We start from the raw sequence: 21,296 nt of genomic DNA, 5'->3' as shown, positions 1-21,296 counted from the left end.
ATTGGCCGCAAAAAGTGTCAGAGGTGTTTCAGAGCATTCAGCTTGCGTTCCAGACAGTTGCGCAAGGTTCTCGCCAGCATCGCTGGTTCAGTTCTCGGACAAGAAGGCGACGAGCGCATCGGCGACGGCGTCAGACGCTTCGCGCTGCGGAAAATGCCCGACGCCGTCGAGCACCATGCGCCGATATCCGCCCGTGAAATAACCCGCCTGCCCGTCCGATGTCGACGGATCGGTGCAGGAATCCGCGCTGCCGTGAATCGTCAGCGTGCGCGTGCCGAGTTTCTCGACTGCGGCGAGTTTTTCGTAGAGCGATGCCAGCGCCGGATCGGACGCCTCGCCTTTGCACCAGCGACGCCGGTATGAATTGAGCGTGATCGGCACCCAGTCGGGATTTTCGAACGCGCGCGCGGTCGCGGCAAACTCCGCTTCGTCGTACCAGCCCGATGGCGCCCACGTATCCCACTGAATGCGCGCGAAGCCTTTCGGATCGGCGGCGACGGCATCGGGACCGGCATCGAGCGACATGAACCATTGGTACCACCAGCGCCGCGACTGCGCGAAATCCGGCACGTCGAAGGCACCCGCCGGCTGATAACCCACCGACAACGCGGCGATGCGGCGCACGCGCTCCGGATAAAGCGCCGCGAGCGTGTAAGCGGCGCGCGCCCCCCAGTCGTGGCCGACGAAATCGAAGCTTTCGATCTTCAGCGCATCGGCGAGATCGATCGCGTCTTGCATCAGCGCGACGGCCGAACCATCGCGCACCGCATCGGCCTTCAGAAAGCGCGTGCCGCCCGCGCCGCGCAATTCCGGCACGACGGTTCGATATCCCGCCGCGTTCAGCCGCGCAGCCACCGCGCTCCAGCCGCGCGCGGCGTCGGGCCAGCCGTGCATCAGGAAGACGACCGGGCCTTCGGCGGGTCCGCTGTCCGCGTAAGCAATCTCAAGCGTCGGCGTGGCGATATGTCGATCGAAATCCAGCATGGCGGCGCTCCGGAGAAAGGGAGCATCAATTCTAGTGCGAGTCGGAAAACGCGGTTTGAGCGCGCTTTTCCGTAGGACGTCGTATGACATTCTGTCGACTTAAGGGAAAGTACCGAGCGCCTTCGCTTGACGGCGATAGGCCGAGTTGGCTATCGTCAGGCAGCGAAAACGATTTCCTGATTTACTGACTGTCTCGCCACCAAAGCCCGACAAAAGCAGGTTAATCGTTGTACGACATCGTTTATATCAGCCATTACAACAACCCGGCAGGAGACAGACATGAAGCATTCGAAACACCCGCCTTCGCTGGCGCGCCGTTCCTTCGTCAAGTTCGCAGGCGTGTCGGCAAGCGCGCCGCTTTTCGGCGGCATGGGCGCATTGAGCTTACTCGGCGGCTGCGGCAGCAGCGACGACTCGCCCGATCCGATCTGGGGACGCTCAGGCGCCGCGACCCAGATCGTCAACGCGCTGCAAGGCGTATCGTCGGCGATGTTTCCGAGCCGCCAGTTCCTCGTCACCGATTACGGCGCGAAGCCCTGCACAGTCATCGCCGCGACGAATCCGTACACCGACCCGAGCAAGTCGCCGCTCTCGGTCGGCGCGGACCAGACGCAAACGCCCGATTCGTTCGATTCGCGGCCCGCGTTTCTCGCCGCGATCGCCGCCTGCAGCGCGGCGGGCGGCGGTCAGGTCGTGGTGCCGGCAGGCAGTTGGTATTGCGCGGGACCGCTCGTGTTGCAGTCGAACGTGAACTTCCATCTGACCGCGAACTGCGAAATTTTCTTTAGCCCGAATCCCGCCGATTACGCGAAAGACGGCCCGATCGATTGCGGCGCGAACGGCAAGCTGTTCTATAGCTGCTGGCAGGCAAACGATTGCCTCAATTACGGCACGCCGATCTACGCGCGCAACGCGACCAATATCGCGATCACCGGCGAAGGCGACACGTCCGTCTTCAACGGTCAGGCGATGACGCCGTTCGCCGGCAGCGGCAACACGGCCACATGCTGGTGGACGTGGAAAGGCAATAGCGGCGTGTATGGCTGCGTGAATTCGTCGACGCCGTCGCAGGCTTCGTCGAATCCGAACAACGTCGATCTGAAAACCGCCGTGCCCGGCATCTCCGACGCGCTTTACACCGAACTCACCAATCCGGCGACGCCGTGGCAGCAGGACCAGAACTATCTGCCCGCGCTGTCAGAAGCAGGCGTCGCGATTGAGAAGCGCATCTTCGGCATCGGCCATTATCTGCGGCCGTGCATGGTGGAATTCATCGGTTGTACGAACGTTCTGATGCAAGGCTATCGCACCATCAATACGCCGTTCTGGCAGCATCATCCGACCGATTGCAAGAATGTCGTGATACGCAGCGTGACGGTGGACAGTATCGGCTCGAACAACGACGGTTTCGATCCCGATGCCTGCAACATGGTGCTGTGCGAGAACGTCACGTTCAACACCGGCGACGATTGCATCGCCATTAAATCCGGCAAGGATCTCGACACGCAATACGGCCCGGCGCAGAACCACGTTATCCAGAATTGCACGATGAACAGCGGGCACAGCGGCATCACGCTCGGCAGCGAAATGGGCGGCGGCGTGCAGAAGATTTACGCGCGCAATCTGCAAATGCTGAATCAGTTCTGGGCGACCAATTCGCTGAACATCGCGATCCGCATCAAGACGAACATGAATCGCGGCGGCTACGTGAAAGACTTCTATGTCGATAACGTCACGCTGCCGAACGGCGTGAGTCTGACGCCGTCCGGTTACGGCAGCAGCCTACTGGCGGGCAGTCCGATCAACGCCACCGTGCCGCTCGGCGTGGTGACGGCGAGCGCGGCGAATCCGTCGGCGTCGCAGGGCGGCATCATCACGTTCGATTGCGATTATCAGCCGGCGAAAGACGCGATCCGCACGCGGCCCGCGCTCGTGCAAAACGTCAACATCACGAATCTGAAGGCGAGCAATGTCACGCTGAACGGCGTGATGGCGTCATGCTTTCAGGCGATCGTCGCGCAAGGGCCCGTCGCGTTCGATTACAACGGTCCCGCGCCTACGCCAGCGGTTCCCGCGATCACCGGCGTCACCATCACCAATTGCGATTTCGGCACGCCGAGCGCCGCCGGTCCCGCGACCGCCACGACGCCCGGGCCGATCTACGCGTACAACGTGCACGACATCAAACTGGTGAATACGTTGATCGCGGGGACGGCGTTGAATCAGACGGTGACGGACGCGCGATAAGCGAAGTTCACGCGCCGATGAGCACGCCGGTTCTAAAGGCTTTTTCGTCGGTCACCCTGCCCATCGGCGCGCCCGCGATCACGAAGCGAATCGCGCGGCGCATATAAAACACGCCGTCGTTTTTCGTCGTGACGGTCACGACTTCGTCGGTCAGCGGATCGACGATATCGAACACGGCATCGCCTGCTTTCAGCGCGGCCCCGATCTTCGCCCGATACACGACGATGCCGCTCACCGGCGCCGTCAACTGCTCGCTGCCCGCGAGCGGCGTCGCGGCTTGCGCGAGCGGCGGCAAGTCGCGCGCGTCGCCTTCGATCACACCGCGCGCGATCAGAAAATCGACGATGGCATCCGCGTCGTGTTGCGCGCTGTCGTAGTCCACGTCACGCTGCCCGCGATGCTCCAGCGTCGCCGCGATATTCGGCGCGGCGAGCGGCAAACCCTCGCCCATCAACGCGCGCAACTGATTCCACAACAACGCGTGCACTTCATCGAACGACTGGCCGCCCGAATCGGTTGCGAGCAGCACGCCGTTCGCGCCGATATAACGCGCGAGCAGTTCCAGCGCGGGCCAGCTCGCGGGACTCGTGTAAAGATGCATCGTCGCTTCGAGCGAGCAATGCAGATCGAGCACGATATCCGCCGCCGATGCCAATCGCAGCAGCGTCAAGCGCAGTGATTCGAACTCGTTTTTCGCGGTCGTTTCGTCGAGCATATCGCACAGCACGGCCCGCAGCAAGCGCGCGTTGTGCGCCGCATCGTCGCGCGATAACTGCGTGCCGGCGCGGTCGATCATCGCGGCGGCGGACGGCATCGGAAAGCCGCGATTGAAGTTGTGTCCGCTGTTCGTCTCGAAGCGCCCGACGAACTGCCCGAGCACATGCTGCGACAAGCCGATCGGATTCGCGACCGGCACCAGCACGATCTCGCCGCGCACGCGCCATTCGGCTTCGAGGGTCGCGAGGCGCTTTTTGAGCGCCCAGGCGGTAAGCATCGCGGGCGTTTCGTCGGCGTGAAGCGAGGCTTGCACGTAGACCTTTTCGCGCGCGGCGTGAGCGTCGCCGAAATGAAAGCTGACAAGTTCGCGCGATATGCCGAGCGTGGTCGTGACGAGCGGATGACGTCGTGTCTGCATGCTGGCTCCTTACTCGCCGTAGACGTCGAAATCGAAATACTTTCGGGCGATTTTCTGATACGTGCCGTCCGCGCGCATGTCCGCGATCGCCTTGTCGATCTTCGCCTTCAACGCCGGATCGTCCTGCCGCAAACCCATGCCGACGCCGTGATCGCCCATCGACAGCGGTTCGCCGACGAACGCAAAACCCTTGCCGCGCGGCGTCTTCAGAAAGCCCTGTTCCGCCTCGACCGAGCCGAGCAGCGCGGCGTCGAGCCGGTCTGACGCGAGATCGTCGAATACGCCTTCCTGACTTTGATACGGCACGACCTCGACGCCCGCCGGTTGCCAGTTTTTCATCGCGTAGGTTTCGAACTGGCTGCCGCTCTGCACGCCGACGCGCTTGCCACGCAAGCCTTGCGCCGTGGCCGCGAGCGGCGCGCCGTTCTTCGCGATCAGCCGCGAGCGGAACTGGAACAGCTTGGTCGAAAACGCGATCTGCTTCATGCGCTTTTCGGTGATCGCCATCGACGACATGATCCCGTCGATCTTGCGCGCCTGCAGCGCCGGAATCATCCCGGAGAATTCGAGTTCGACCCACTGGCAGCTCATCGCGATGCGGCGGCAGATTTCATCGCCGAGATCGACGTCGAAGCCCGCGACGTGGCCATCGGGCGCTTTCACGTCCATCGGCGGATAGCCGGGATCGATGCCCAGTCGCAAGGTGTCGTTCGCATGAGTGGGCAACGCGACGGCGAGCGCCGCCGACAGCAGGAAAGCGTGAAGTTTGGACATGAGCGCGTGCGAGATCATTTTCGGGATTCGGAGCGTCGATGGTATGCGGGCAAAACGCTTCAAAAAAGGGGCAGTTTGCTTATCATGATCACTTTTCGAGATCACCCTCGATCTCGATCGGAGCGACCGTGGACCTGACTCTCACGCAATTGCGGATGTTCGTGGCCGTCGCCGAAGCTGGCAGCCTGCGCGCCGCCGCGCGACGGCTCGATGTCGCGCAAAGCGGCATCACCCAGCAACTGCGCAAGCTGGAAGCGCTGGCGGGCGGCCCGTTGTTCGAACGCGACGTGCGCGGCGCGCGGCTGACGCCCGTCGGCGAACGGCTGCGCGTGCGCGCGGATCTGATTCTCGGAGAATGCCGCAAGACGGAGGACGAGTTGCAGCAATTGCGCGGCGAGTTGACCGGGAACGTCACGCTCGGCCTCGCGGCGGAAGCGACGCTGCGGCTGTTTCCGGCTTTGCTCGAAAGCTATCGGGAGCGATGTCCGCGCATCGCCGTGCATCTGACGAGTGCGACGTCGCGCGTGCTGACATCGTGGGTGCGCGACGGCAGCCTCGATTTCGCGCTTGCGCTGACCGCACCCGATGTCGATATCCACGACATGCAGGCCACGCGCCTGTTCGATTCGGAAGTCGCCGTGATCGCACGGCGCGGGCATCCGCTCGCGCGATCGCGCAAGCTGGCGAGTATCGCGACCGCACAGTGGGTCAGCACGCGGCAGCCGGGAAGCGGCGCGAGCGGGAATCGCCTGTTCGCGTTATTCGCCGATGCGCGGCTCGATCCACCGCGCATCGCCGCCACGACCGAAGCCGTGTTCGACACGCTCCATTGCGTCGCGGCAAGCGATTATCTGGCGCTTGAACCGGCCAGCGTCGCCGCGCATCCGTTCTTCCGCGATCACGTGACGATCGCCGAGCGCGCGGCCGGCACGCCGGTGTGCCTGCTGCGACGCGGCGGCGTGCCGCTCACGCCCGCCGCCGCCGAACTCGCGGCGATGGCCGTATCGTATGCGCGGATGCTGCCGGTTCAGCGCGATGCGTGACGCGTGGCCGTCGAACGCTTCGGCGCGGCCGATGCCGCACGCGCCCGGCGCGTCGCCCATCCCTTCTTCGCCGCCGCCGATCGATCCGCGGCCGAGCGACGGCTCGCGGCGGCATGCGTCTGCCGCGACAACGCCTTGGGCGATGCAGCCTTAGTGCTTTCGCGCTTCAGCACGCGCGTGGCGACGGCCGAACGCTTCGCCTTCGATTCGGTGCTGGGGCTCTTTTTCGTGCGATGCGCGGCCTTGGTGTCTTGCGCGGCCTTCTTGCGGGTCGCCTCGGTGGCGGCGCCCTTCTTCGGGGCTTTCAGCTTGACGCCCGCGCGACGCGCCTCGGACAGCCCGATCGCGATGGCCTGTTTCGCCGATTTCGCGCCGTGCTTGCCCTCGCGGATGTGATCGACCTGTTCCTTCACGAAAGCACCCGCCTGGGTGCTCGCTGACTTGCCGGCGCGCTTCGCCTTGGAGGCGCGCTCAACGGTTTTCTTTTCGGGCATGTCGGTACTCCTTGTGAAGTTGAACTGCGTCGTCACAGGGAGCATCGCGCGTGCCCGCCGTCGATCAGAACACGCCCGCGATCAACCGATAGCGCACGCGCTGCGTATAGTCGCGATACATCTCGTCGTTCGACAGCAGCCGTTCCTCGCGCACGATGCGCCCGATCTGCAGCGTCCAGTGGAACGCCAGCACGAGCACGTTCTGCAAGCCGAAGTTCGGCAGCAGGAAACCCATGTCGTTGACGAGATAGCCGAAGTACATCGGATGGCGAATCAGCCGATACGGACCGTGCACCACCACGCCGCGATTGGCCGGAAGAATGCCGAAGGAGCGGCGCAGCGACAGCTTCGCGCTGATCTGGATCGCGAGACCGGCGATCTGCAAGGCCGCCGCGAGCCATTCCGGCACCAGATGGATGCCCGGTTCGAGCCGGAACGCGAGGAAGTAGAACGTCGCGCCGGTCGACATCAGCACCGACAGCAGCCGCCAGTCGCGCGCGCGGCACGCGGGAAAACAGCGACACGGAGATCGTCACCATTTCGGAGATGACCATCAGCAGCAGCGTGATGCGCGACGGATTGCGCAGATATTCCGTCAGCGAGTTGTAGAGAAACATGCCGAGCATGGCGACCGTCAGGACGCGCACGATCGCATCGAGATAAATCTGTCCGCGCGTCTCGATGAACCAGCTCACGCCTTCGCGCAGCGTGTGGGGCGCGGCCGCGCCTGACGGGTTGGGTTCCATGTGCGTCACCTTCGGTCGAAATCGTTGGGTTGTCTCTTATTGCACCAGGCGCAGCACGCCCAGATTGCCGGCGATCTGCTGGAAGATCTGGTTGAGCGTCGCGTTGTCCGGCGCGTGGTAATAATTGCCCGCCGTCGCGCAAGCGGCCATCGCTTTCTGCGCCGTCGAACTCGACGAACCGGAGCCGAAGGTGATCGCGTAAATGATGATCCCGTCGTTCTTCATCGCCGTGCAGACGCCCGACTGGAACGTGTTCATGTCCGTCGTGCTGGACACATTGCCGTCGAGCCAGGTGCCGTCAGATTTCACCACCGTCGGCGCCTGCAGCGCGAGGCTGCCCACGCCCGAAAGCTGGTTGAAATAAGGCGGCGGCATCATGCCCGAGGTCGAGCCCGGCGCGTTTTCGCCGTCGGTCAGGATGATCGCCACGCGTTGCAGGCCCTGCGTCGTTTCGGGGCGAGGGGCAGCGTCGTGTCGGTGGCTTTCCAGCCGTTGTTGACACCCGCGACATCCTGCGACCAGTCCGACTTCAGCATCCGCCAGCCCCACAGCAGACCGGTCGGAATCAGCGTCGAACCGTTCGCCTGCATGTTGTTGATCGCGACCTTCAGCTTGTCGGTGTCCTGCGTGAAGAACACGGCCGGCTGGATCGAACACGGACGATTGCCTCCCGCGTCGCTGCCGTTCTGATCCCACGAATACGTGCTGGTGCTCTTGGTCGTCACCTGACCCATGTAGCTCTGCGGCTGCGTCGCGGCCGCGCTCGGGCAGACCGATGCCGACGCGTTGGTCTGATACGTGAGCGGCACGCCGTAGAACGTCTTCGAACCCTGCAAGGTACAGCTCTTGGTGTTGTCGAAGGTCGATACCGTGAAGCCCGACTGCGGCACGTTGTAGTACATCGGCGTGAAGCCCGGCGCGTTCTTCGGCGCGTAGGCTGGATAGACGTAGCCGTTGGCGTCGTGCGGCTCGACCGTGCAACCGCCCCACTGCGTCATCGACATGCCGTTGGTGTTGTACGCGAACTGCTTGCTGAACACCTGCGACATCCAGCTGCCGCTCGAATTGAGCGCGCTGCCGACGTTCACCATCGTCGTGAACGGCACGAGGCCGATATACGAATCGTTGCCGGCGACGCCGAGGATGTTCGTCACCAGCGACGCGGCCGCGGTCTTCAGGCCGTCCATCTTGCTGGTGGAACCGCCGCTCACGGCGGCATCGGCCATCGAGCCGGTGTTGTCGAGGATCAGCGCGAGTTCGAGCGTGCTCTTCGGCACGCGCAACGCCGTGTTGCTCGCCGAGATGGTCTGCGATGTCGGCGTGCCGGAGCCCGAGCCGCCGCTGCCGCCGCCGGAACCCGAGCCGTCGGACGAGTTGTTGCCCCAAATCACCGGCGCGTACAGCGGCACCGAGCCCGACGCCGACAGCTTGATGGTCTGCCCCGTCGCGGGCGAGCCGGTCACTGTCGCGGAAAAATTGGCGTTCGCCATCGTCAGCGCCATGTAGCCGGTCGGCATGTTGGCGTCGTAGTAGGCGCGCGCGTCGGCTTGCCAGGTCGCGAGGTCCGAACCCGTGTTGGTCTTGAAGTGCGAGAGATCCGCGCCCGCCGACAGCGTCGCCACGTCGAGCGCCATCTGCATGCGCGCCTGCGTCTGTGCGAAATCGATCGTGTCGATCGCGGTGCAGAGCGTGCCGATCATCAGGCTCGCCGTCACCGCGAACAGCACGGTCACCGCGCCTTCTTCGCCCGCGAGCAGCGTGCCGGCCGTGCGCGGCGACGACGGTCCGCCGAAGTTGGCGAAAAACGGCACGCGCGAGTGCGCCCGCGCGGGAGCGGCACGGCGTTGCAGATGGAATCCCCGTTTCATGATGTCTTCTTTTTTTAGCTGACCAGATCGAGCGGATAGCCCGTGCGTGATCGCACATACACGCGTTGATAGATCGTCTGCGTGCCCGGCGCGTCGGGCCAGAACGCGGCCGTCATCGCGAACGGATTGAACTTGTAGAACACTTCGACGACGATCGCCGAATCGCCGACGCGGAACGGCCAGCCCGACGGCGTCGGCGCACCGCTCGTCACCTTCGAGACGAACGCGCCGTCGTTCCACGGCACGCTGCGCTGCCAGTGGATGACCGGCGTGCCGCCCGCCAGCGACGGCGAGCTCGGTGGTTGCACGCAGGCTGAAGGCGAGCCGTCGCAGATCGAGGTGATCATCACGCCGCCGCCCGTTTGCAGATCGTTGGGCGAGGCCAGCAGCGTCGCCGCCGAGTACAGCGAGCCGAGATTGCTCGCGTTGCTGGTCGAATTGTTGTCGATCACCTGCGGCAGCTGACCGAGCGAATCCGCCAGCGTGAGCGCGGTATGTTCCAGCACGCTCACCGCGCGCAGATAACAGTAGGTTTCGGCGAAGCCCGTCAGCACCAGCAGCATCAGCGGCACGATGATGACGAACTCGATCGCCGCGCTGCCGCGATCGGAACGCAGCAGGCGCCTGACAAGACCCGGGCGGCGCGGCTTCGCGCGACGCGATGCGAATGAGCAGGCGAGTTTCATTTTTCGTTCTGCACAAGATAGTTGCGCTGGAACACCAGCTGGTTGATGCCGAACAGCTTCGGAATGCCCGAGAACGGCGGCATCGTCACAGTGATGTTGTACGAGACCACGTCGCCGAATCCGCCCATGCCCTTGGTGCTGGTGTTGGAGCTGACGTTGCTGTAGGTGCCGTAGGTCAGCGTGCTGATCGCCACCGTCGCGCCGATGTTGGTCCAGCCGCCGAGAATGTCGTTGACGATCTGCTGCGCCTGATCCGCGCGCGTGCCCGAAGACGGATTGGTGGTCGTCAGCCCGGCGCGCGACGCGGCCTGCGCGGCGAGCTGGACGGTGGCGTCGACCATCATGTCGAGCGCCATCTCCACCGTGCCCAGCACGAGGATGAACACCAGCGGCGCGAGGATCGCGAACTCGATGACCGTGCTGCCGCCGTCATCGCGCAGAAGCGAACGCTTGCGCCGGCTTGCGGGCGCGTGGCGGACGGCGCTCATCTGAGGCTCACCGAGGTCGTCGATGCAGGCGTCGCCGCCGATGCCGCCGAACCCACGCGCTGACGCTGCAGGTCGTAGTAGCGCAGATTGTCCTGAACCGACGTCTTCGGCAGATCGCGGCCGAGGATTTCGGTGGCGGCATCGTCGTTGCCGAGCATGCCGTAGGCGAGCGCCAGATCCTGACGCGCCTGCGGCGGCGCGGCCGGGAAGCGCGTCACGTCGAGCAGCACGTTCGCGCCGTCGCGCGGCTTGCCCGCCAGAATCAGCGAGAGGCCGAGGTTGATCGACAGCGACGTGTCGCCGGGATTGCGCTTGAGGCCGTCACGCAACACGGCTTGCGCCTGATCGTGATCGCCCTTCATGTCGAGCGCCGCGCCCAGGCCCGCCGCCGCGAGCGGATCGTCCGGGCTTTCGGCGAGCAGACGCTTGTACGTGGTCACGGCATCGTCGAAGCGGCGCTGGTGGATCGCGACGCGCGCGAGGCCGATCATCGGCGCGGGCGCGGCCTTGTCGATCTCGTTGGCCTTGCCGTAGTAGACGCCGGCGCGCGTGTAGTCGCCGACCGAATACAGTGTGTTGCCGAGACCCGTCAGGCCTTCGACCGAACGCGGATTCGCTTGGAGAATCTTCTGATACAGCGTGGTCGCCATATCCATGTTGCCCGACTCGAGCGCCGACTCGGCGATGCGCAGTTCGCTCATCGAGGTGGGCTTGGCGTTGCTCATCACCGGGCGCACGTTGGAGGCCTGCGATTGCACGGTCGTCGTGCAGCCGCTGGCGGTCAGCGCGATGACGACGGCGCCGGCGAGCGCGGGAATGAAGCGATAAAAAGAGGCGAGAGTCTTCATTTCGATTTGTCGATAAAGTCCAGCAACTGGATCACGGCAGGTCCTGCGGCGATCGCGATGATCGCGGGAAGAATGAACAGCATCATCGGGACGACCATCTTTGGCGCGAGCTTCGCGGCCTTCTCTTCCAGCGAGACGATGTGTTGCAGACGCTCCGTGCGCGACAGCGTGCGCAGCGCCTGCGTGATCGGCGTGCCGTAGCGAATCGACTGCGTGAGCGTCGAGATGAGTGCGCGGATCGACGGCAGGTCGATACGTTCGGCGAGTCCGTTCAGCGCGCGCGTGCTGTCGCCCGAGAGCTTCAGTTCGTCGGCGGTGAACGAGAATTCGTCGGACAGCGGCGGGCAGATCGTCGCGAGTTCGTCCGCCACGCGGCAGATCGACACACCGAGACTGTTGCCCGCGTTGGTGCAGATCACCAGCAGGTCGAGCGCGTCGGGCAGACAGCCCGCCATCGCGGTGCGGCGGCGCGTCGCCAGCATGCCGATGATGAATTCCGGAATGATCATGCCGACGATGAACACCAGCAGCATCGCCACGCCGCGCACCGCCGGATACGTGCCGATGAACGGCAGATCGGAGCCGACGATCACGGTCAAAATCGCGCCGATCAGCCCGACGCAGAACTTCGCCGCGAGCAGGATCGATACCGCGTGGTTGCTGCGATAGCCGCTGCGCACCAGTTCCTGTTGCAGCTTCAGCCGATACTTCGCGTCGAACAGCGGCAGCTTGTCGCCGATGCGCGCGAACCGGCGCAGCGTGCGCTCGCGGAAGCTGAGCGTCTCGTCGTCGTCGGTTGTCGTCAGATCGATTCGCTGCTGCGAGGTCGCGGCCATCCGCACGCGCTCCGCGATGCGTCCGCGCAGGCCGCCGTGCTTGGTCATCCACCAGATCGCGAGCCCGGCGAACAGCGCGAGCAGCAGCACGAGATTGGTGAGCGTCTGAATCTGGTCCGGTCTGAATCTGGTCCTGGTTCATCGCGAGGTATCCAGCTTCGAAATCTTGTTGATCACCATGAGCCCGATCGCGATCGAGATCACGCCGAAGGTCATCAGCTTCTGGCCGGCTTCGGTGTTGAACAGGACCATCAGGTAATCGTGATTCAGGAAGTACATGCTGCCGACGATACAAATCGGCACCGCCGTCAGAATCTTGGTCGTGATGCGCGCCTCGCCGGTCAGCGCCTTGGTCTTCGAGCGGATTTCACGGCGCGTCCGCACGATGTTCGACAGGTTCTCGAGCGTCTCGCCGAGCTGGCCGCCGGTTTCGCGTTGCAGCAGCAGACACACGCAGAAGAACGAAAAGTCCGCGATCTCGATACGGCGCACCGCCACCGCGAGGACTTCCTCCAGATCCAGACCGACCTGCAGCGAATCGCTCATCAGCTTGAATTCGGACTTGAGCGGCTCGGGACATTCGTCGGCGGCCGTGCTCAGCACATGCGTGACCGGCACGCCCGCGCGCACCGCCCGCACGATCAAATCGATCAGGTCGGGAAAGCCGTCCAGAAAGCGTCGGCGAAAGCGGTTGACCAGAAAATTGTAGGCCTTCACCAGCGTGAAGATCGGCAATCCCATCACGATCAGCGGCTTGCTGAACTGCGGCAAGGGCATGATGTCCACCATGCCGATGGCGAGAAACTCGCCCAGAATCGCCGCCGCCACCACGATGCGCAGACCGTTCGCGCCGGCGACCGTGCGCAGGCGCGAAATCTTCGGGCCGAAGTAGCGCGTGAAGATGCTGTCGCGCTTGTTCACCTTGAAGAGATCGGTGTCGAACTTGCCCGCGCCCTTGTCCTGCAAGACGCGCAACTCGAACGACTCGCGCATGCGCGTACGGATGCGCGCGTGCGGCTGGTTCTTGCGCATGTCCTGCACGGTGAGCACCATCACGCCGCCGAGAATGGCGACGCCGAACGCGCAGATCGTGATGAGATTGATGAGCGTCATGGCTGCATCGCCTCGAGCAACGCGTCTTCGAGACCGTAGTACTGCGCGCGCGCCGAGAAGGCCGGACGCACCGCAGCGGACTCGTAAGTGCCCTTCACTTCCTCGCTGTACGCGGTCGCGTCGTAGCGGAACGTGAACAGATCCTGCGTGATGATCACGTCGCCTTCCATGCCGACCAGTTCGGTGACGCGCGTGACGCGGCGCATGCCGTCGCGCATCCGTTCGATCTGCACGATCATGTGCACGGCGGAAGCGATCTGGCGGCGGATCGACAGCAGCGGCAGATTGCCGTTGGCCATCGTCACCATCGATTCGAGACGCGTGATGCCGTCGCGCGGCATGTTCGCGTGGATCGTGGTCATCGAGCCGTCGTGGCCGGTGTTCATCGCCTGCAACACGTCGAAGGCTTCGGGACCGCGCGTTTCGCCGAGGATGATGCGATCGGGACGCATACGCAGCGCGTTGCGCACGAGATCGCGCTGCGTCACCGCGCCGAGACCTTCGGCGTTTTCCGGACGCGTTTCCAGACTCACGACGTGCGGCTGCACCAGTTGCAGTTCGGCCGCGTCTTCGATCGTCACCGTGCGTTCGCCGTGGCCGATAAAGTGCGACAGCGCGTTGAGCAGCGTCGTCTTACCGGAACCCGTACCGCCCGACACGATCACGTTCAGACGGCAGGTGCTCGCGAGCTTGAGCACGGTCGCCATCGCGTTGGACATGTTGCCCTGCTGCGCCATGCGATGCAGCGTGATGTTGCGCTTGGAAAACTTACGAATCGAGATCGACGCGCCGTGAATCGCGAGCGGCGGCAGCACGACGTTGACCCGGCTGCCGTCGGCGAGACGCGCATCGACCATCGGGCTGCTTTCGTCGACGCGACGTCCGACGCCCGCGGCGATCCGCTGCGCGACGTTGGTCACGTGCGTGTTGTCGCGGAACTTGCAGTTGGTGAGTTCGAGCCGGCCGTGACGTTCCACGTAAACCTGATCGGGACCGTTCACCAGAATATCGGTGATGGTTTCATCGACGAGCAGCGGTTCGATCGGACCGAGACCAACATGTCGTTCAGCAGTTCGCCGACGATCTGCGACTGCTCGGACATCGTCACGTTGAGGCCCTGGCGCTCGGCTATTTCCGTCACCAGTTGCTCGATGCCCGGCTTCATCTGCTCGCGCGACTTGCCCACCACTGCCGATGCGTTCATCGACGCGAACACGCCGGTGCGGATCATGCGGAACAGGTCGGAGCGCACCAGCGAGTCGTTGGCGTCGGCCGTGACCTGCACGCGCGCCGGCAGCGGCGCGGGCGTCGAGGGTTCGACCGGCGCGGCCGCGGCCGACGTCGTGTTCTGGCTCTGACGCACCACCGGCTCGCTTGCCGGGGACGTCGCGCGGGCAGCCTGTTTCTGGCCGAACATCAGCCTCTCCTCAAGCGGAATTTACTGAGCAGCGAACGCTCCGGCTGGGCTTGCTGACCCGTCAGATCGTTGGCGATGCGCGAAATCGACTGCGTGAAGCCGTTCTGCGCCTTCTCCGTCGGTGCTTCGCCGAGGTTTTCGGCGGTCGCGAGCGCCTTCTGCTCGAACTGGATTTCGTGCAGGATCGAGCGGCCGACCGCCGACATGAAGTCCGACGGCTGCACCTTGCCGGCGATCGCCGCGTTCGGGTTGTTCAGCAGGATCGAGCTCGGCGGATTGTTGTCGCGATCCTCGATGTGACGCAGCAGACGGATCGTTTCGCGCGTCGAATGCACCGAGCGGTCGGTGACCACGTACACGCGCGCGGCGTGATCGAAGGCTTGCTGCGCGAGCGGATCGCTCGGATCGGCGATATCGACGAACACGTAGTGGAAACTGTCGCCGAGAATCTCCATCACGCGAGCCAGCGCCTCGGGCGAATGATTGCGTTCCGCGCCGTAATCGAGATCGGCGGTCAGCATGAACAGACGCGTGCCCTTGGCGACCAGCGTGCGCTCCACATACTGCGGATCGAGACGGTGCGAGTTCTGCAGCACTTCGGCGAGGCCGTTATTGCTGACCGTGCCGAGCATGCTGTTGGCCGCGCCGCCGGTCAGGTTCAGATCGACGTAGGCGACCCGGCGATGCGTATCGTCCGCGAGGTGGCGCGCCAGATTCAGCGCGACCGTCGTCACGCCCACGCCGCCGCGCGTGCCCGTGAAGGCGATGGTCTTGCCGGTACGCGCGATCGTCACCGGCGCGACCTTGCCGTCGGCGGTGTTGACGGTGCGCTTGAGCAGCTCGACCGTGAGCGGCTTGACGAGGTAATCGTGCACGCCCAGCTTGAGCAGGCTGCGGAACAGGCCGACGTCGTTGCGCTCGCCGATGCCGATCACCTGCACCGACTGCTCGCACACTTCCGCGAGGCGGCCGAGATCGAACAGCGGCATGACGGAGTCGTGCAGGTCGACCAGCAGGAATTGCGGCGCGCGGTCGATTTTCGACACATAGGCGATCGCCTCGTCGATATTGCCGACCGCGATGTGCGCGTGCGGCATCGCCTGTTCCAGAACGAAGGACTTGAGAACCTGTTCGGTCTGGCGATCGGCGACGAAGGCGATGAAGTCCGCGGCCCGGACTCCGGATTTGCCCTTGATAAGCGTGAAGTCTGTTGTGCTCATGGCGTTCGGTATCGGGGTGGCGGGCTTACTTGCTGTTGCGCGAAGTCGCGGCGTCCAGCGGAATCAGCTGGCCGGTCTCGTATCGATGCACGGCGCTCGCGGCGACCGCGGCATCGGCGGGGCCGAGCGTGCGCGGCGTCACGAGGTCTTCCGGCTGCGCGACCTGCGCGGCCAGATTCGTGTACGTGGCGCAACCCCACTGCATCGACGGGCGGCGCACGCCGGCATCGAGCAGCAGCGAGTCGCGCGTCAGGCGTTCGCAGTCGGGCGGCACGGCGGACTTGCCGTCGTAGCCGACGATGCGCGCGTCGGACATGCTGACCGGCGGCTTCAGGAAACAGCCGGCGAGCGGCAATCCGAGGGCGCAGGCGGCGAGAAGCGGAATAAGGCGTGCGTGGTTCATGGCATCAGGCTCAATAAACGTATCCGGCCGCGCCGACGAAACGGGGGCTGCCCGGCGACGCCGCGGCGCCGCCCAGAATGCGGTCGAAGTAATACTCGACGTCGCTGGAAGGCGACACCAGCGATTCGATCGGCGAACGCAGCTTGGCCGGATCGGTCGGCTCGACGATGTACGGCGTCACCATGATCACGAGCTCGGTCTTGTTGTTCTGGTAGTTGCTCGACGAGAACAGCTTGCCGAGAATCGGCAGCGAGCCGATGCCAGGAACCTGCGACACGACGTCCTGCGTATTGCTCTGGAGCAAACCGCCGATCGCGAAGCTCTGACCGCTCGCGAGTTCGACGGTCGTATCGGCGCGGCGCACCGACAGGCCCGGCACGGTCACGCCGCCGGTCGTCACGCTGGCCGTGGTATCGATCTGGCTGACTTCCGGGCGCACTTTCAGGCTGATGCGGTGATCGGTCAGCACGGTCGGCGTGAAATCGAGCTTGACGCCGAACTGCTTGAATTCGACGGTGATCGCGCCGTTGGTCTGCGAAACCGGAATCGGAAATTCGCCGCCCGCGAGGAAGCTCGCCGTCTGGCCCGAAAGCGCGACGAGATTCGGCTCGGCGAGCACGGTCAAAAGGCCTTCCTGATTGAGCGCATCGACCAGCACGCGAATGTCGGCGTTGTTCGTCTTGAAGCCGCCGAACAGCGAATACGCGTTGTTGGTCGGCATGTTGACCGGATAGCTGACCGCGCCCGAGGCGCTGGTGAGCGGCTGGTTGTAGTTATAGATACTGCGGCCGCTGAAAATACCGCTATACCAGTTGCCCGCCGCGCTGCCGATCGCCTGCCAGTTGATGCCCCACTGCTGCGTCACGTTGCGATCCACTTCGGTGATGCGCACGCGCAGCTGCACTTGCAGCGGACGATCGATCGTCATCCGGTTCACCAGCACTTCCTTCTCGGCGAGCATCCATCGGCATGACGGCCTGCACGACGGTATCCGCGTCCAGCGGCGTCGGCGCCTGACCCGTGAGGATCAGCGAGCCCTGCGTGCCTTGCACGTCGACGTTCATGTTCGGGAAGCGCGCCTTCAGCATCGCGCGCAGGCCCAGCATGTCGCGCGCGACCACGATGGTCTTCTGGAAGATCGGCTTGTTGTTGGCGCCCAGCGCGTACAGCGTGGTCGAGCCGGCCTTCTTGCCGAGCACGAACACCGCGCGCGGCGACGGCACCTACACGTCGGCGACGGCCGGATCGGCGACGAACACCGAGGCCGCATCTTCGGGCAGATGCAGCATCGAGCCCTTGCCGGCGTCGAGCGTGAGCGCGCCCTGGCTGGAATCGGTCGTGACGCCGGCATTGTTCGCCGAGCCGGACTTCGGCGTGGCGACGATGCCCGCGCCGGTACGCGGCGGCGGAACGTCGACCACCGGCGGCGCATCGGCGGCGACGGCGAAATTCGCGCCGCCGAGACCCGCGCACACGATTGCGAGCACGGCCGCCGCAAGCGGCAGGGTCGGCTTCAATCTCGAAAAGAACTGCGTATTCATGACATTCGTTTCCTGGAGCGCCGGATCACCGCCGGCTTGGCATTAGCGCTGAGCGGGGACCGTCGGCAGCGGCGGCGCGTTGTCGGGCGCGGCGCCGGCCTGGGCGATGCTTTGACCGTCGTTCTTGTCTGAGCCGCGATAGATCTGCACGGTGTGCGGGATCGGCGGCGCGGACGGACCGGTCGACACGACCTGCGGCGCATGCACGCGCGGCAGCGCGCGCACGGCCCGCGAGATGTCGCCCGCCCAGATCGGCGGACACTCGGTCGTGGTGGCGCTCGCTCCCGATGCGACATCCGGCGTGCGGCTGGCCGTCGCGAAGGAACGCAGCGCCAGCGACAGGCTGCCCAGACGCGCGGCCACGGCCACGACTTCGCCCATGCGCGGCGTGACTTCGAGCGTCACGGTGCGGGCGCGGATGCCGTTGTCGGGTGCATCGCTATTGGCTTTCGGGCGCTTGATTTCCGAGCCGACGGCCAGCACGCGAACGTGCTCGACCACCGTTTCGCTCGACACCGCCAGGTCCGGCGAGTTGGTGCGCTGCTCCATCTGTTGCGTGAGCAGCAGGTCGACGTAATCGCCCGGCTGAATCAGACCGGCGTTGCCCGATACATCGTCGACGACGACCGACACCGCGCGCATTTCGGGCTTGAGTGTCGCGGCGAGGAAGCCCGGCGCGCTCGGCAGAATGACGTCGTCGGCGGAGAGCATTTCGCCGGAATCGACCGGATGACGCAGCAGCGCGCCCTTCAGATCGGGCGCGTTCGGTGCGCCGGAAACGATTGCGGTCGGCGGCACGTCGGTCGCGGGAATCGCTTTCCAGGTGATGTCGTCATCGCGCAGCAACAGGCCTTGCGGCAACGCGGCCGCGCTGACCAGCACCTTTTCGGTGGTGACCACGGGCACGGCCGCCGGCTTCGATGCGCTGGCAACCACCACGCGCACGATCAGGGCAATGAGCAAAGCGCCGACGAGCAGAACGGCGAACTTGATGATGTTGGACATGACAGCGCCGTCCTAATGCGTCGAGAACAGAGGCAACAACAGTGGCAACGCGGCCGGCAGCACGATCACAAGACCGCCGCCGAGCGCGAGCGCCACACCGTACGGCACGCCGCGCGCGCCGGAGAACATTGCCAGCGCGCGCATGGGCGACGACTTTTGGTCGGCGTTCATGTTGCGCGTGACGAGGTTGACCAGGGACACGACGGTCCCGATCACCGAAATCAGCGTGAGGGCGGACAGCGACAAACCGAGACCCGACCACAGGAAAATCACCGCCGCGAGCTTCGCATCGCCCCCGCCGAGCATCTTCGCGGCGAAAAGCGCGGCGCAGACCGCGAACACGACACAGGCGATCATCAGGTGAGAGATGATCTGATCGAGCGACATCTTGTTGATCAAGGCGTCGACGAAGAACAGCGCACCGATCGCCACCACGATTCCGGTCGGCAGGCGACGTGCACGAACGTCGATGACCGCGAGCACGAGAAGCGCGCACAGCACGACGAGACGGATGGCAAGAGATGCGAACTGCACGATGGACCGGTATCGAAAGAGTGAGGGAAGGAAAAGAGATCCGCGCAATGCACTCAGGCACTCGACGCGGACCTCGCGAAAATCATTACGCCTTGTTCTGAGCGGCGGTGACCTTCGAGTTGATGCCCGTGAACCAGCCTTGGATGCTGGTGCTGAACGTGGCAGCCATTGCGCCCAGCGCGACAGCGATGATGCCGGCGAGGATCGCGTATTCCATGGCGCTGACGCCACGTTCGTCACGAACGAAAGCTTTGATGAACTTGGTCATTTCTGTTCCCCTAAAACGAATGAGAGAGGTAGGTGTGTGTGTTTTGCGCCCAACGAACGTTTCACCGGGCACGGACACATCCTAGCGATTAGCAACAGAAATAACTTTGCCATTTAGAGGCAGAAAACGGCCTCAATTCGGCGTTTTAAAGGAGGGGTTTTTCGCCGCAGTCGGCAGCGGAGTGAAAAACTTTAGGGAGAGAGATTTTGCTTTTTGCGTGCCACGCGCAATTTGCGGGCAGCTTTTGGCCGTTTTCCGCGCCTCGAAGAGGCATTTGGAGAACGTTTGCGGCGGTTTATAGACCTGCAACCGGAGAGAACGGCCGTTTCGGCGTGGTTTTTTATCCACTCGGCCCGATACCACGTTTGCTAAACCGTTTTTGATGCACGCATGAAACATCGCGCACCGTTTGGAGGACTCAAGCTTACCTTTAGCAATAGCCGTTTGTCACGTACTTTGCGACGCTTGCAAAGACTTTGTTTAGGAAGTGTCGCTTTTGCCTTGCCATGCAAGTTTCGCTTGACGGAATTGCGCGGTACGGGAATTCATGTATCAAGTTGATCGCTTTTGTTTGACTTCGGTATTGCCGGTGCGAGAGACGTCGGGCAAATCGATATCGCCTTGGGTCGAATCGGGCGCGCGTAATTCACCTCGCGCTTCTTCAGCGAGTTTCTCGTAGCGTTTGCGGAATACCGCCAACTCCTTTTCATCGAGCTCTTCGAGATCCAGCAAGGCGTTATGCGCGCGGTCCATTGCGCGGATCAGTTCGTCGAGCTTGATCTGCATGGCGGCGGTATCGCGGTTCTGCGTGTTCTGAATAAGAAAGACCATCAGGAACGTGACGATGGTCGTCGACGTGTTGATAACGAGTTGCCATGTATCGCTGAAGTGAAAGAGCGGCCCCGACACGGCCCACGCGATCACCAGCACGACGGCGATCACGAACGTCGATGCATGACCCGCGACTTGCGCAAGCGCATTCGAAAACTTGAGGAACCACGACCGTTTCATCGCATGTCTCCTTGAGTGGGCAACGATCAGGAAAGTGTCTGTTTAGAATAGCGTCATGAGTGCAAAAGCCATTCCCATCGATTTTCATGCCGCGTCCGAACGCGTCGCGCGTGCGCTGATCGGCGCGATCGTCACCGTCGATGGCGTGGGCGGACGCATCGTCGAAACCGAAGCCTACGATCGAGAAGATCCCGCGTCGCATAGTTACTCGGGACCGACGCCGCGCAATGCCGCGATGTTCGGGCCGCCCGCGCATGCGTATGTGTATCGCTCGTATGGGATTCACTGGTGCCTGAACTTCGTGTGCCGTGAAGCGGGCCACGGCGCGGGCGTCTTGATACGCGCGATCGAACCGTTGACCGGCATCGATGCGATGCGTCAGCGGCGTGGACTCGAACCGCTCAAGTTATTGTGTTCGGGTCCGGGCCGCGTCGCGCAAGCGCTCGATGTCACGCACAAGAACAATCGCATGTCGCTGCTCGAAGCGCCCTTTCATATCAAGCCGCCCGAACAGGCTTTCGATATCGTGTGCGGACCGCGCATCGGCATTACCAAGGCAATGGATGTGCCCTGGCGTTTCGGGCTTGCCGGATCGAAATTCTTTAGCAAGCCCTTTTCTAAAGCTTAAGGATTAT

21 protein-coding genes and 2 pseudogenes are annotated in these 21,296 nt (G+C 63.8%); 3 read left to right on the top strand and 20 right to left on the bottom strand.

The genetic code is table 11. The features are described 5' to 3' along the window. Positions 1–87 precede the first annotated feature (87 nt). Positions 88–984: an alpha/beta fold hydrolase gene (locus BVER_RS16610; protein WP_050454249.1), complete on the bottom strand. Its 897-nt coding sequence runs from the start codon at positions 982–984 to the stop codon at positions 88–90. Between the two features lie 279 nt (positions 985–1,263). Here BVER_RS16610 and BVER_RS16605 point away from each other — a divergent pair, with 279 nt between their 5' ends. Further along, positions 1,264–3,231, top strand: a complete 1,968-nt coding sequence (locus tag BVER_RS16605) for a glycoside hydrolase family 28 protein (protein ID WP_050454248.1) — start codon at positions 1,264–1,266, stop codon at positions 3,229–3,231. A 7-nt stretch (positions 3,232–3,238) separates the two neighbouring features. Here the strand turns inward: BVER_RS16605 and BVER_RS16600 are convergent, their stop codons facing one another. Next, positions 3,239–4,366: a succinylglutamate desuccinylase/aspartoacylase family protein gene (locus BVER_RS16600; protein ID WP_050454247.1), complete on the bottom strand. Its 1,128-nt coding sequence runs from the start codon at positions 4,364–4,366 to the stop codon at positions 3,239–3,241. A gap of 9 nt (positions 4,367–4,375) precedes the next feature. Next, positions 4,376–5,140: a transporter substrate-binding domain-containing protein gene (locus tag BVER_RS16595; RefSeq protein ID WP_050454253.1), complete on the bottom strand. Its 765-nt coding sequence runs from the start codon at positions 5,138–5,140 to the stop codon at positions 4,376–4,378. 128 nt (positions 5,141–5,268) lie between these two features. Here BVER_RS16595 and BVER_RS16590 point away from each other — a divergent pair, with 128 nt between their 5' ends. Next, the gene (locus BVER_RS16590) at positions 5,269–6,183 is read left to right on the top strand and encodes a LysR family transcriptional regulator (RefSeq protein ID WP_050454246.1); all 915 of its coding nucleotides are present in this window, start codon (positions 5,269–5,271) and stop codon (positions 6,181–6,183) included. Here BVER_RS16590 and BVER_RS16585 read toward each other — a convergent pair. The 17 genes and pseudogenes from BVER_RS16585 to BVER_RS16505 form a co-directional block, all read right to left on the bottom strand. Beyond that, positions 6,168–6,677, bottom strand: coding sequence for a DUF6496 domain-containing protein (locus tag BVER_RS16585; RefSeq protein WP_050454245.1), 510 nt, complete (start codon positions 6,675–6,677; stop codon positions 6,168–6,170). The genes BVER_RS16590 and BVER_RS16585 overlap by 16 nt on opposite strands. Before the next feature lie 64 nt (positions 6,678–6,741). Next, the gene (locus BVER_RS33950; RefSeq protein WP_050454244.1) at positions 6,742–7,146 is read right to left on the bottom strand and encodes a methyltransferase family protein; all 405 of its coding nucleotides are present in this window, start codon (positions 7,144–7,146) and stop codon (positions 6,742–6,744) included. 313 nt (positions 7,147–7,459) lie between these two features. Beyond that, positions 7,460–7,852, bottom strand: coding sequence for a vWA domain-containing protein (locus BVER_RS33945; protein ID WP_050454243.1), 393 nt, complete (start codon positions 7,850–7,852; stop codon positions 7,460–7,462). Continuing rightward, a complete protein-coding gene (locus tag BVER_RS16570) occupies positions 7,837–9,291 on the bottom strand; it encodes a TadE/TadG family type IV pilus assembly protein (RefSeq protein ID WP_050454242.1) in 1,455 nt (484 codons plus the stop codon). Before BVER_RS16570 ends, BVER_RS33945 begins: the two co-directional genes overlap by 16 nt. Before the next feature lie 14 nt (positions 9,292–9,305). Beyond that, positions 9,306–9,977: a TadE/TadG family type IV pilus assembly protein gene (locus tag BVER_RS16565; RefSeq protein ID WP_050454241.1), complete on the bottom strand. Its 672-nt coding sequence runs from the start codon at positions 9,975–9,977 to the stop codon at positions 9,306–9,308. Continuing rightward, a complete protein-coding gene (locus BVER_RS16560) occupies positions 9,974–10,465 on the bottom strand; it encodes a TadE/TadG family type IV pilus assembly protein (RefSeq protein ID WP_050454240.1) in 492 nt (163 codons plus the stop codon). The genes BVER_RS16565 and BVER_RS16560 overlap by 4 nt, the downstream gene beginning before the upstream one ends. Next, positions 10,462–11,313 carry a tetratricopeptide repeat protein gene (locus BVER_RS16555; RefSeq protein WP_050454239.1) on the bottom strand — a complete coding sequence of 284 codons (852 nt, stop codon included), beginning with the start codon at positions 11,311–11,313 and terminating at the stop codon, positions 10,462–10,464. The genes BVER_RS16560 and BVER_RS16555 overlap by 4 nt, the downstream gene beginning before the upstream one ends. Continuing rightward, a complete protein-coding gene (locus tag BVER_RS16550) occupies positions 11,310–12,239 on the bottom strand; it encodes a type II secretion system F family protein (RefSeq protein ID WP_232316586.1) in 930 nt (309 codons plus the stop codon). The genes BVER_RS16555 and BVER_RS16550 overlap by 4 nt, the downstream gene beginning before the upstream one ends. A 48-nt stretch (positions 12,240–12,287) precedes the next feature. Beyond that, on the bottom strand, positions 12,288–13,262 hold the full coding sequence (locus BVER_RS16545) for a type II secretion system F family protein (protein ID WP_050454237.1): 975 nt from the start codon (positions 13,260–13,262) through the stop codon (positions 12,288–12,290). Continuing rightward, positions 13,259–14,679 (bottom strand): annotated as a pseudogene (locus tag BVER_RS16540) (TadA family conjugal transfer-associated ATPase). Before BVER_RS16540 ends, BVER_RS16545 begins: the two are co-directional and overlap by 4 nt. Continuing rightward, positions 14,679–15,899 carry a CpaE/TadZ family protein gene (locus BVER_RS16535; RefSeq protein WP_050454236.1) on the bottom strand — a complete coding sequence of 407 codons (1,221 nt, stop codon included), beginning with the start codon at positions 15,897–15,899 and terminating at the stop codon, positions 14,679–14,681. Before BVER_RS16535 ends, BVER_RS16540 begins: the two are co-directional and overlap by 1 nt. 25 nt (positions 15,900–15,924) lie before the next feature. Next, positions 15,925–16,302, bottom strand: coding sequence for a CpaD family pilus assembly lipoprotein (locus tag BVER_RS16530; RefSeq protein ID WP_050454235.1), 378 nt, complete (start codon positions 16,300–16,302; stop codon positions 15,925–15,927). Between the two features lie 10 nt (positions 16,303–16,312). Next, a pseudogene (locus tag BVER_RS16525) lies at positions 16,313–17,843 on the bottom strand (type II and III secretion system protein family protein). 42 nt (positions 17,844–17,885) lie between these two features. After that, positions 17,886–18,848: a Flp pilus assembly protein CpaB gene (gene cpaB, locus BVER_RS16520; RefSeq protein ID WP_050454233.1), complete on the bottom strand. Its 963-nt coding sequence runs from the start codon at positions 18,846–18,848 to the stop codon at positions 17,886–17,888. A gap of 12 nt (positions 18,849–18,860) precedes the next feature. Continuing rightward, on the bottom strand, positions 18,861–19,382 hold the full coding sequence (locus BVER_RS16515; protein ID WP_050454232.1) for an A24 family peptidase: 522 nt from the start codon (positions 19,380–19,382) through the stop codon (positions 18,861–18,863). A gap of 85 nt (positions 19,383–19,467) precedes the next feature. Next, complete coding sequence (locus BVER_RS16510; RefSeq protein WP_050454231.1) at positions 19,468–19,650, bottom strand: Flp family type IVb pilin; 183 nt, start codon at positions 19,648–19,650, stop codon at positions 19,468–19,470. A gap of 552 nt (positions 19,651–20,202) precedes the next feature. Beyond that, positions 20,203–20,661, bottom strand: coding sequence for a low affinity iron permease family protein (locus tag BVER_RS16505; protein WP_050454230.1), 459 nt, complete (start codon positions 20,659–20,661; stop codon positions 20,203–20,205). Between the two features lie 55 nt (positions 20,662–20,716). On the opposite strand from BVER_RS16505, the gene BVER_RS16500 reads away from it, so the two are divergent. Next, on the top strand, positions 20,717–21,289 hold the full coding sequence (locus BVER_RS16500; RefSeq protein ID WP_050454229.1) for a DNA-3-methyladenine glycosylase: 573 nt from the start codon (positions 20,717–20,719) through the stop codon (positions 21,287–21,289). Positions 21,290–21,296: the final 7 nt, after the last annotated feature.

The sequence above is a fragment of the Candidatus Burkholderia verschuerenii genome (genome assembly GCF_001189365.1).
In the GTDB taxonomy this organism is placed as follows: Bacteria; Pseudomonadota; Gammaproteobacteria; order Burkholderiales; family Burkholderiaceae; genus Caballeronia; species Caballeronia verschuerenii.
This window is presented reverse-complemented; position numbering and strand designations above follow the sequence as displayed.